The following is an 11,326-nucleotide window of genomic DNA, read 5'->3' on the forward strand; positions in this document are numbered from 1 at the left end:
ATCGCGGGCAAGCCCGCTCCCACAGGTTTATTGGTGTACCCACAATCTGTGAGCGACAAATAACCCTGTGGGAGCGGGCTTGCCCGCGATGACGATTTAACGCACAACACAATGTTGAAAGGTTGTGCCCAGCAGTGTCTGCTCAAGATGATCCAGATGCCGATTCATCAACATGCCGGCCTTGGAAACATCACCTCGCTCCACAATCTCAACCAACGCCAAATGCTCCTGCCATGCGCAACAGCTTCGCGTCGAGCCCTGACTTCGCGCAATCGCCAGCGACGTCAGCGGCACCAGACTGCGCAGAAAATGCGCCAGCGGCAGATTTCCCGCCATTCGTGCCAATTGCAAATGAAACTCCCCCGATAACCGAATCGCCGCCCCCCGACGATCCTGCTCGACGGCGCGCTTCTCGCGCTCTATCAACGTGCGCAAGCATTTCAGATCGTCTGGCTGCGGACGCTGACACGCCAATCGCACCAACGTGCTCTCAGCCAGCCTTCGCGCATGCAAGGTCTGCCGGATCAGTTCCCGATCAGGCGCGGCCACTCGTGGTCGATGATTGGCGCGCAACACCACGATCTGCTCATGTGACAACTGCGTCAGCACCCGTCGTACATCGGCGCGGCCGGCGCCGAACATCGCTTGCAGACTGTCCTCGGTGAACCGGCTGTCTTCATCGATACGCTGTTCGAGGATCGCGTCGAACAGTCGCGGATACAGATCCTCCGTCGGCGTGCCCAGGCGAGAGACGGGCAGGGCGGTCGATTGCGCGTGGGACGCTGAAGCGAAACTGTTCATGGCCGTTCTCCTGGCAAATCAGGTGGGCAGGTTGTCGTCCGGAATGTTCAGCTCAACGCCCATGCGCTGGCCTTCGCGCAGGATGTGCCGACGCATCTCGGCGCTGGCCTGAGCGCTGTTCTTGCTGCGGATCGCGCGGACTACGGCTTCGTTTTCTTCCAGGCGTTCGGCCAGATGTTCCGGGGAATTGCGCAACACTTCGGCGCTTTGCTTGAGCGCGTTGCTGGTCTGCTGTACCACGCTCTGGAAAATCGGGTTCGAGGTCAGCGTGAACAGTTCTTCGTGGAAGGCGATGTAGGCACTGACTCCGGCTTCGCTGTCACCGGCCTCGAGGGCTTCGCGCATGTCCATCAGGGTCAGGCGCAATTGGCCGACTTCCTTGCTGCTGATCGATTGCGCGACCAGCCCGACGATGAACGGCTCAAGGGTGTAGCGCAGTTGCAGCACATCTTCCAGGCTGGCGCCGGCGACTGCGCTGTCGTGGCTCTGGCTGTCGCTGAGTTGCGCATCAAGGACGACTACGCCTTTGCCCGGCATCGAGCGCACCAGACCGAGGGTTTCGAGGACGATCACCGCTTCGCGCAGACTCGGCCGGCTGATGCCCAGTTGTTCGGCCAGTTCGCGCTGGCCCGGCAGCATGTCGCCGGAGCGCCATTGCCCTCGAGCCAACGCGGCGCGGAGTTTTTCCACCACTGAATTGACGACGGTTGAAGTTGTAATCACGTATTGGCTCCCTGCGCCGTGCCTGCATATTGGCAGGCACGGCACTCATTCAGAATTCTTTGGCCGCCGCCTGAGCGACGGTTTTTCGCGGTTGAAAGTTATAGCCCTGCTCACCGTTGAGCACCTTGTTCGCGCGCTGTACATCGATGTCCTTTTCCCAGCGGGCGATGGCCACGGTGGCGACGCAGTTGCCGATCAGATTGGTCAGCGCGCGGCCGATGCCCATGAACCAGTCCACGGCCAACACCAGCACCAGACCGACCACGGGAATCGCCGGGATCGCCGTCAGCGTCGCGGCGAGAATCACCAGCGCCGAACCGGGAATGCCGTGGGCGCCTTTGGAGGTGATCAGCGACACCAGCAGGATCGTCAGCAAATCGGTCATCGCCAGTGGCGTGCCGGTGGCGTTGGCGATGAACACGATGGCCAGGGTCAGGTAGATCGAGAAACCGTCGAGGTTGAACGAGTACCCGGTCGGAATCACCAGACCGACCGTCGAGCTGCCGATGCCGAGGTGTTCGAGCTTGCGCATGATCTGTGGCAGCACGGCGTCGGAAGAGGCGGTGCCCATGACGATCAGCAGTTCTTCCCGCAGGTACTTGAGCAGCGGCCACATGCGCAGGCCGGAAACGCGCATCACCAGACCGAGGATCAGCGCGACGAAGGCGACGCAGGTCAGGTAGAACAGGCCGACCAGACTGCCCAGGTGCTGCAACGAATCCAGGCCGTATTTGCTGGTGGTGAAGGCGATGGCACCGAACACGCCGATCGGCGCCAGACGGACGATCATGCCCATGATGCGGAAGATCACATGGCTGAGTTCGTTGATCAGTCGCGAAATCCCGGAAGCGGCTTCGCCGACCAGATTCAGTGCACTGCCGAACAGCACCGAAAACAGCAGCACTTGCAGAATATTGTTGTCAGCGAAGGCACCGATCACCGAGGTCGGGATCAGGTCCATCAGAAATTGCGTGGTGGTGTGCATGTGCTGGCTGCGCTCGGCGAGGTCGCCCATGTCGGCGCTGGAGAGCTGCTCCAGATGAATGTTCGCGCCGCTGCCAATGCCGGTGCTGAAGGCGAACACCAGACCGATCACCAGAGCGATGGTGGTCAGCACTTCGAAATAGATCACCGACTTGAGGCCGATGCGCCCGACCTTCTTCAGATCGCCCGCGCCGCTGATGCCGCTGACCACCACGCAGAACACGATCAGGCCAATGAGCATCTTGATCAGTTTGATGAAGCCATCGCCGAGCGGTTTCAGCTGGGCGGAGTATTCAGGAAGGGTCAGCCCGCAGACGATGCCGAGCATCAGTCCGAGAACCACTTGAAGGAAGATTGAGCGCGAGCACCATCTGAGCATGGGAGGAATCCTGGGTCGGTGTCCTGGCTGCCGTACGCGTGGCGCAGCGGATTCAGGACTTAATTATTGTGGTCTTACCGGTATGTCCAGTGCAGGCGCAGTCTAGGCGCAGGTTTTCCCGGATCGCAAGGGAAAATTAGAAAATTGGCATGACCGGTCTTACCAGTTGTCTGGATGGCCCGGTCTTGAGCATTTGAGAAAAAAATCGGCGGCTGTGCCTTTTTTTCTGGGCGGGGTGTGAGTCACGTTTTGATGACTGGTACATGTCTTTCGACGATGCTCAGGATGAAAGTGATCTTTGAACGTTCTTCGGTTTTGCCCAGATAGACGTAAGGCAGACTTGTGATTTTTATACCGCCCAAATAGGCATGATTTTTCAGTTTGAGAGAAACAGCTGTATGTACGCCCGTTAAGTTGTCCAGCGTTATAGCGGTGCCGCTACGGTCGACAAGAATAAACGTGGTCAAGTTGTCAGTGTCTGGCTTGACGGCCTCGACGGTGTCCAGCCAGTGATTGCTGATTACCTGATTGAAGTAGTTGCCCTGGTTTTTCACGGTGAGGATGTAGCCGTCAGGGGTATGACCGAAATGCAGCTTCAGCGGTTTTATCCGGCCGCTCTGCTCGTTGCTCCGGATGCCGAGCAGGTGGGACTGATCCCGTGTTTGCGGGCGTCCGGTATAGAAACCGCCGCTGAACAGATTGATGGTAGCCATCGCCGGTTTGCCGTACAGCTGTTCAAGAAAGCCAACCCTGTGGTCGAACATTCTCAGTGTTGCGATGAAAGATTTTTCGATATTGCTCGTCATGATGAAATCCATTTATCAAGTCGGGTTTCAGACTAAGCGGTTTTCATTTCTGGCGGTTTGCATGTGTGTTGCAAGAGTTTGGTTTTAACGAAGAGATGAACAATCCTGCTGGACGGGATTAGCAGGTTGCTGCTTTATTCGGGTGGTATTTTTTTATTGAATTCATGGCAATAAAAAACCGGCCATCGTGACCGGTTTTTTATTGCGGATTAACGAGGCATCAAGCGCCGTACACCGGCAGTTTCTTGCAGATGGCTTTGACTTTCTCGCGAACGGCGTCGATCACCGCTTCGTTGTTCAGGTCAGCCAGGATGTCGCAGATCCAGCCAGCCAGCTCTTTGCACTGGGCCTCTTTGAAACCGCGAGTGGTCACAGCCGGAGTACCGAAGCGCAGGCCGGAGGTGACGAACGGCGAGCGTGGATCGTTAGGCACGGAGTTCTTGTTCACGGTAATGAACGCTTTGCCCAGAGCGGCGTCGGCATCTTTACCGGAGATGTCCTGCTTGATCAGCGACAGCAGGAACAGGTGGTTTTCAGTACCGCCCGATACCACGTCGAAACCGCGTGCGATGAACACTTCGGCCATGGCCTTGGCGTTCTTCACCACTTGTTGCTGGTAAGCCTTGAACTCAGGCTGCAGCGCTTCCTTGAAGCAGATCGCCTTGGCCGCGATCACGTGCTCCAGCGGGCCACCCTGGGCGCCCGGGAATACTGCGGAGTTGAGCTTCTTCTCGATCTCGGCGTTGGCACGGGCCAGGATCAGACCGCCACGTGGACCGCGCAGGGTCTTGTGGGTGGTGGTGGTCACGACGTCGGCGAACGGCACCGGGTTCGGATAGACACCAGCGGCAACCAGACCGGCGACGTGAGCCATGTCGACGAACAGGTAGGCGCCGACCTTGTCAGCGATTTCGCGGAAGCGCGGGAAGTCGAGGATCTGCGAGTAGGCCGAGAAACCGGCAACGATCATTTTCGGCTTGTGCTCGACCGCCAGGCGCTCGACTTCGTCGTAGTCGATCAGGCCGTTGGCATCGATACCGTATTGAACGGCGTTGTACAGCTTGCCCGAGGAGGAAACGCTGGCGCCGTGGGTCAGGTGACCACCATGGGCCAGGCTCATGCCCAGAATGGTGTCGCCACCTTGCAGCAGAGCCAGGTAAACAGCGGCGTTGGCCTGGGAACCGGCGTGCGGCTGAACGTTGGCGTAATCGGCGCCGAACAGTTCCTTGGCGCGGTCGATGGCCAGTTGTTCAACCACGTCCACGTATTCGCAACCACCGTAGTAACGCTTGCCCGGATAGCCTTCGGCGTACTTGTTGGTCAGGACCGAGCCTTGAGCTTCCATCACCGCTGGGCTGGTGTAGTTTTCCGAAGCGATCAGCTCAATGTGTTCTTCCTGACGCTGAGCTTCTTGCTCCATGGCGGCAAAAAGGTCGGCGTCGTACTTGGCAATAGTCAAATCACGGCTGAACATGGCGGTCCTCAAGGATCGGGGGCAGAAAAGGGGGGCATTCTAACCCAACCGCTTTTGGATGACATATGAAACGACGTCATGTCGCAGACAAGTGGCGTTCATGACAGATGTGCGGTGCTTTTGCCGGCCCCTTCGCGAGCAGAGGGGCATTGATCGTTCCCACGCGGAGCGTGGGAACGATCGAAGGCTGCGATCTTTTCGGGCGCGCCGCAGATCGTCAGTCGAACATGAACAGCGCGTCGTTACAGAACTGCGCTTCAAACCGTCCCGCCGGCATCGGCCGGCCGAACAGATATCCCTGCACCTCATCGCAGCCATGCTCGCGCAGGAAGTCCAGTTGCTCATGGGTTTCCACACCCTCGGCGATCACCGCCAGGTTCAGGCTGTGGGCCATGGCGATGATCGCCCGGGCGATCTGCGCGTCCTGTTCCCCGGACGGCAGGCCGTCGACGAAGGTGCGGTCGATCTTCAGCACGTCGATCGGGAATTGCTTGAGGTAGTTGAGCGATGAATAACCGGTGCCGAAGTCATCGACCGCGATGCTCAGGCCGAGGTTCTTCAGCCCGGCAAGAATCTGCATCGCCTCGCTGACTTCGCGCATCAGGATGCTTTCGGTCAGTTCCAGCTCCAGACACGCCGGCGGCAGGCCGGTTTCGCGCAGGATCGTCGCGATTCGCGTACCCAACTGGCCGTCGGAGAACTGCCGTGCGGAAATGTTCACCGAGACCTTCGGCACCCGCACCCGTTGCTGGTGCCAGGTTTTCAGCTGTCGACAGGCCTCGCTGATGACCCAGTCGCCAACGTCCACCACCAGGCCGAGCTCTTCCAGCACCGGAATGAAATCCCCCGGCGGCACCAGCCCGCGACGCGGATGGCGCCAGCGCAGCAGCGCTTCGGCGCCGGTCAAACGCTTGCCGTCGCCACTGAACTGCGGCTGGTAATACAGGACGAATTCGTTCTGCTCCAGCGCATGGCGCAGATCGCTTTCCAGTTCCAGGCGCTCCAGCGCACTGGCGTTCATGTCGGCCTGATAGAACTGGAAGTTGTTCTTGCCGCGTTCCTTGGCGTGGTACATCGCCGTGTCGGCGTTCTTCATCAACTGGCTGAGTTCATTGCCGTCCTGCGGACTCAGGGCGATGCCGATACTGGCGGTGACGAAGAACTCGCGGCCCTCAAGCACGAACGGCCGCACCAGGCTGGCGAGAATCTGCTCGGCCACGTGAATCGCCCGGTTCAGCGCCAATTCTCGGTTGGAGCGATGCTGCAGCAGCAGGGTGAATTCGTCGCCGCCCATGCGCGCCACGGTGTCATCGTCATCGACGCAGGCCAGCAGGCGCGTGGCCATGTCCTTGAGCATGCGGTCGCCGGCGGCGTGGCCCAAGGAGTCGTTGATCGGTTTGAAACGGTCGAGGTCGAGGAACATCAGCACCACCCACGACTTCTGCCGTTCGGCCGCTTGCAGCGCGGTGTGCAGACGATCCTGGAACAGCGTGCGGTTCGGCAAATGGGTGAGGGCGTCGTAATAGGCGAGGCGGTGAATGCGCTGCTCGCTGGCCTTGCGCTCGCTGATGTCGCTGAAGAAACACACGTAACTGGCCAGATCGCCCTCATCGTCGAGCACGGCAGTAATGCCGACCCACGCCGGGTAGTGTTCGCCGTTACGGCGCTTCATCCACACTTCGCCTTCCCAGGTGCTGTGCTCGTGCAACTGCTTGAGCACGTAGCGCAAGTGCGCGTCCTGCTGCTCGTCGACGGTGAGCATGTTCGGCAACTGGTCGAGCACTTCGCCGACGCTGTAGCCGCTGACCCGACTGAACGCTTCGTTGGCCTGGACGATGTAGCCGGCCGGGTCGGTGATCAGGATTGCCGAAGTCGAGTGCTCGAATACCGTGGCGGCCATGCGCAGATCTTTTTCGGCACGGCGCTGTTGACTGATATCGCGGCCGACACCGAGCACGCCTTCGAACGCGCCGTGTTCGTCCCACACCAGCACCAGGCGCAGTTCGATCGGAATCTTGCGGCCGTCGGCGCGCAGGCAATCGAAGAGGAACAGCTGCGTTTGCACCTGACTGCGCAGCAATGCCAGTTGCTCGGGCTTGTCCAGCGCCTTGCTGACGCGGTCCATCAGCACATGAATGCCGTTCAGTTGCCCGGGATTGGCGATGATCGATTGCCAGCCGTTCTGGAAAATCCAGTCGGCGTTGTAACCGAGCACGGCCTGCACCGAGGGGCTGACGTAGTTCAGCGAGAGCTTGCTGTCGGTGGAGAAAATCACGTCGCTGATGCTTTCGGCGAGCATGCGGTAACGCTGCTCGCTGTCACGCAGCGATTCGCTGGCCTCGATCTGTTCGGTGATGTCCTTGGCCACGCCGATGATCCGCGTGACCTGATCGTGCTTGTCCCGCGCCAGCGCCTGTTCACGGATGTCGAAGCGCCGCCACTTGCCGTCGCGATGACGGAAGCGCAACTGGCATTGCAACAGCTGGCTGTAACCGGCGTGGCGCTGCAACTGCCGCGAGCGATGGTAATAGTCGGCGTCTTCCGGATGCAGAAGGATTTCCCAGAAGTATTCACCCATCTGATGCAATTCAGTGCGGTTGTAGCCCAGGGTCTGGCCGAGGTGGTGGTTGCTGAAAATCATCCGCTGGCTGATCACGTCCTGCACATACAGATGATCGGGCACGGTGCGCACCACATCCGACCAGAAGCCTTCACGCTCCAGCAGCGACAGCTCGATCAGCTTGCGGCTGGTGATGTCGTTGATGCTGAGGATCACCGCTTTATAGTCGTGCTGCTCGCTCGGCAGGCGCAAAACCATCCACAGATGCTGGTCGCGACCGTTGCTGTTGGGCAGTTTGATTTCCAGTTCCAGCTGCTTCTGCTGTTGCAGGACGGCGTCGAGGATCTGCTGACCGATCGCGCACTGCGGATGGCGCTGGCCATCGATCAGCAGTTGCCAGGCATCGTCGCAGGAATGCACATCGAGCAGTTGCAGGGCGACCTGGTTGACTTCGGTGACGCGCATTTCCGCGAGCAACTGCTGGCGCTGCTGCGGTTGGTCGAGCCAGGCCTTGAGCTGGTCACTGGTCTGGATCTGCGCCTTGTCGAACGTCTGCTTGAGGCCGGACAGGTCAAGCACGCACAAGGCCACGCCGGTGCCTTCGAAAATATCCTGATAACGCCGCCGGCCTTCATGCACCTGGCGCTGACGCCGACGCATGTTCAGCAGCGCGATCACCGGCAACATCGAGAACGCCAGGCCGAGCAGGCATTTGCCGATGAATGCCGGCAGCAATTCTTCCAGTACGCGCTGGCGGTCGAACAGCCCGCGCAGTTGCCAGTCGCTGCTGCTCAGCGGCACGGTCAGCACGGTGTTGGCGACATCGTCAGGCGTCAGCCCGCCAGCCTTGACCGAGGGCAGCCCGGCATCGCGGCTGATGATCTGGTGATTGAGGCGATTTTCCACCAGCCACAACGGGCGCAGGGCGGTGGCGTCCTGTTTGGTCAGCGAATCGAAGAAGGTTGGCGTCAGGCGCAAGGCCCAGTAACCGCGACTGCTGCCGCTGGCCTGATGCAACAGCAGATGCACCACCGAGCCGTCATCGGCATTGCTGAAGTAATGCGCCTGGGCACGGCTGCGGCGTACCAGTTCGGTCAGGTAATCGGCGTCGGAACTGTCGGTGGCGCTGTCGCTGATGATGCGGCCGGAGGGCGAGAGCAGGGCCATGCTGCGCAGATCTGGCAGCGAGCGTTGCAGTTTGCGCAGGAGCATCTGCTGTTCGTCGGCGGTTTGCGGTTGTTCGACGATCGGTAGCAGATTGAGGGCGATTTGCGCGTTCAGCGCCATGTTCAGGCTGACCTGGGCGGCGAGGTCGGCGGTGTAGTCGATGGTGTATTGGCGCTGATTTTTCTGAGTTTCGCGCAATTGATCGAGCAGTTGCCAGAACAGCAACGCGAGCAATAACAGCACGAGGGTGGCCAGCGCACCCTTTAATGTCCCGCGCAGGGGCGAGCCGGGCGCCGGTGGGGTGCTGCTCACAGAGGCTGGCGGAGTGACATTGGTCAAGCTGTGATCCTGCGATTTGGCTGGACTGGCGCGACGTGCACTATAAGCCGGACGCCCGAAGGGCGGCTAGCATGCCTTGACTCGTGGCGAAGTGCCAGCCCCTCTCGGCTGGACTGCCTTCCAGCATTAAGGTAGCTTTGCCGGTTAGACCGGGGGCGTTCCAGCCCCTACAATCAGACTTTTTCCAGCGCGCACGCATTGATCGCGATCAAGTGAACGACGCGCACAGTCTGGCCAGGCATCGCCTGCGCTCCAATCATTCATCTGTCACTGACCCAAGGTTCTCCATGGCTCAATACGTCTTCACCATGCATCGGCTGGGCAAAGTTGTTCCGCCGAAGCGGGAAATCCTCAAGAACATTTCGCTGTCCTTCTTCCCCGGCGCCAAGATCGGCGTGCTCGGCCTCAACGGTTCGGGTAAATCCACGCTGCTGAAAATCATGGCCGGCGTCGACACCGAGTTCGAAGGCGAAGCCCGTCCGATGCCGGACCTGAACATCGGTTACCTGCCGCAAGAGCCGCAGCTCGACCCTGCCAAGACCGTGCGTGAAGTGGTCGAAGAAGCGGTCAGCGTGATCAAGGATGCGCAAGCGCGTCTGGACGAAGTCTACGCGGCCTACGCCGACCCGGATGCCGACTTCGACAAGCTCGCCGCTGAACAGGCCAAGCTCGAAGCGATTCTGCAGGCCAGCGACGGCCACAACCTCGAGCGCCAACTGGAAGTCGCCGCTGATGCGCTGCGTCTGCCAGCCTGGGACGCGAAAGTCGAACACCTGTCCGGTGGTGAAAAGCGTCGTGTCGCCCTGTGCCGTCTGCTGCTGTCCGCGCCAGACATGCTGCTGCTCGACGAACCGACCAACCACCTGGATGCCGATTCGGTGGCGTGGCTGGAGCATTTCCTCCACGACTTCCCGGGCACCGTGGTCGCGATCACGCACGACCGTTACTTCCTCGACAACGTCGCTGGCTGGATTCTGGAACTCGACCGCGGCGCGGGCATTCCTTACGAGGGCAACTATTCGGGCTGGCTCGAAGCCAAGTCCGATCGTCTGGCCCAGGAATCCAAGCAGCAGTCGGCTCATGAAAAAGCCATGAAGGAAGAACTGGAGTGGGTGCGCAAAGGCGCCAAGGCCCGCCAGTCGAAATCCAAGGCACGTCTGCAACGCTTCGAAGAAATGCAATCGCAGGAATTCCAGAAGCGCAGCGAGACCAACGAGATCTACATCCCGGCCGGTCCACGCCTGGGCGACAAGGTCATCGAATTCAAGAACGTCACCAAAGGCTACGGCGATCGCGTGCTGATCGACAACCTGTCGTTCTCCATGCCGAAGGGCGCCATCGTCGGCGTGATCGGCGGTAACGGTGCCGGTAAGTCGACGCTGTTCCGCATGCTCATGGGCAAGGAAACTCCGGATTCGGGCAGCATCGAAATCGGTGAAACCGTGCAACTGGCCTGCGTCGACCAGAGCCGTGAAGACCTCGACGGCAGCAAGACCGTGTTCCAGCAGATTTCCGACGGTTCCGACCAGATCCGCATCGGCAACTACGAGATCCCGTCGCGCACCTACGTCGGCCGCTTCAACTTCAAGGGCGGCGACCAGCAGAAGTTCGTCAAGGATCTGTCCGGCGGTGAGCGCGGTCGTCTGCACCTGGCGCTGACCCTGAAGGAGGGCGGCAACGTCCTGCTGCTCGACGAACCGTCCAACGACCTCGACGTGGAAACCCTGCGTTCGCTGGAAGAAGCCCTGCTGGACTTCCCGGGCGCCGCCATTGTGATCTCCCACGATCGGTGGTTCCTTGACCGTGTCGCCACGCACATCCTGGCGTACGAAGACGACTCGCAAGCGGTGTTCTTCGAAGGCAACTACACCGAGTACGAAGCCGACCGCAAAAAACGCCTCGGCGAAGCAGCGGCCCAGCCTCACCGGGTGCGTCACAAGAAACTGGCCTGATATCGGGTTGGTTGCACAAGAGCGGAGCCTTCGGGCTCCGTTTTTTTTCTGTGTTTTTCAGGTTTAACCGAGTCGAACCCTTCGCGAGCAAGCTCGCTCCCACAGGAGAACGCATTTCAAATGTGGGAGCGAGCTTGCTCG

The 11,326-nt window shown here is 60.0% G+C and carries 7 protein-coding genes; 1 reads left to right on the forward strand and 6 read right to left on the reverse strand.

Annotation, left to right across the window (positions count from 1 at the left end; all coding sequences use genetic code 11):
- Window positions 1-96: 96 nt before the first annotated feature.
- The 6 genes from QMX86_RS24940 to morA all read right to left on the reverse strand — a co-directional run bounded on the left by QMX86_RS24940 (window position 97) and on the right by morA (window position 9,233).
- Window positions 97-801: a GntR family transcriptional regulator gene (locus QMX86_RS24940; RefSeq protein ID WP_282387943.1), complete on the reverse strand. Its 705-nt coding sequence runs from the start codon at window positions 799-801 to the stop codon at window positions 97-99.
- Between the two features lie 18 nt (window positions 802-819).
- Entirely contained in the window at window positions 820-1,524 is a 705-nt protein-coding gene (locus QMX86_RS24945) for a FadR/GntR family transcriptional regulator (RefSeq protein WP_016773102.1), read from the reverse strand.
- Between the two features lie 49 nt (window positions 1,525-1,573).
- Complete coding sequence (locus QMX86_RS24950) at window positions 1,574-2,887, reverse strand: C4-dicarboxylate transporter DctA (protein WP_064364099.1); 1,314 nt, start codon at window positions 2,885-2,887, stop codon at window positions 1,574-1,576.
- A gap of 242 nt (window positions 2,888-3,129) precedes the next feature.
- Entirely contained in the window at window positions 3,130-3,693 is a 564-nt protein-coding gene (locus tag QMX86_RS24955; RefSeq protein ID WP_241149629.1) for a hypothetical protein, read from the reverse strand.
- 220 nt (window positions 3,694-3,913) lie between these two features.
- On the reverse strand, window positions 3,914-5,167 hold the full coding sequence (glyA, locus tag QMX86_RS24960; protein ID WP_282387007.1) for a serine hydroxymethyltransferase: 1,254 nt from the start codon (window positions 5,165-5,167) through the stop codon (window positions 3,914-3,916).
- A gap of 217 nt (window positions 5,168-5,384) precedes the next feature.
- Window positions 5,385-9,233 (reverse strand): cyclic di-GMP receptor MorA, encoded by a 3,849-nt coding sequence (morA, locus tag QMX86_RS24965; protein ID WP_071173650.1) that lies wholly within the window; start codon window positions 9,231-9,233, stop codon window positions 5,385-5,387.
- 287 nt (window positions 9,234-9,520) lie between these two features.
- Between morA and ettA the strand changes: the two genes are divergently transcribed.
- Window positions 9,521-11,185 (forward strand): energy-dependent translational throttle protein EttA, encoded by a 1,665-nt coding sequence (ettA, locus tag QMX86_RS24970; protein ID WP_016773108.1) that lies wholly within the window; start codon window positions 9,521-9,523, stop codon window positions 11,183-11,185.
- Window positions 11,186-11,326: the final 141 nt, after the last annotated feature.

The organism is Pseudomonas sp. PS01270 (assembly GCF_029959775.1).
Lineage (GTDB): Bacteria > Pseudomonadota > Gammaproteobacteria > Pseudomonadales > Pseudomonadaceae > Aquipseudomonas > Aquipseudomonas atacamensis.

What these genes read in the sequence shown, in the direction of transcription:
- QMX86_RS24940 (WP_282387943.1), bottom strand. Translation starts at nt 801, where the DNA reads ATGAACAGTTTCGCTTCAGCGTCCCACGCGCAATCGACCGCCCTGCCC.
- QMX86_RS24950 (WP_064364099.1), bottom strand. Translation starts at nt 2,887, where the DNA reads ATGCTCAGATGGTGCTCGCGCTCAATCTTCCTTCAAGTGGTTCTCGGA.
- QMX86_RS24955 (WP_241149629.1), bottom strand. Translation starts at nt 3,693, where the DNA reads ATGACGAGCAATATCGAAAAATCTTTCATCGCAACACTGAGAATGTTC.
- glyA (WP_282387007.1), bottom strand. Translation starts at nt 5,167, where the DNA reads ATGTTCAGCCGTGATTTGACTATTGCCAAGTACGACGCCGACCTTTTT.
- ettA (WP_016773108.1), top strand. Translation starts at nt 9,521, where the DNA reads ATGGCTCAATACGTCTTCACCATGCATCGGCTGGGCAAAGTTGTTCCG.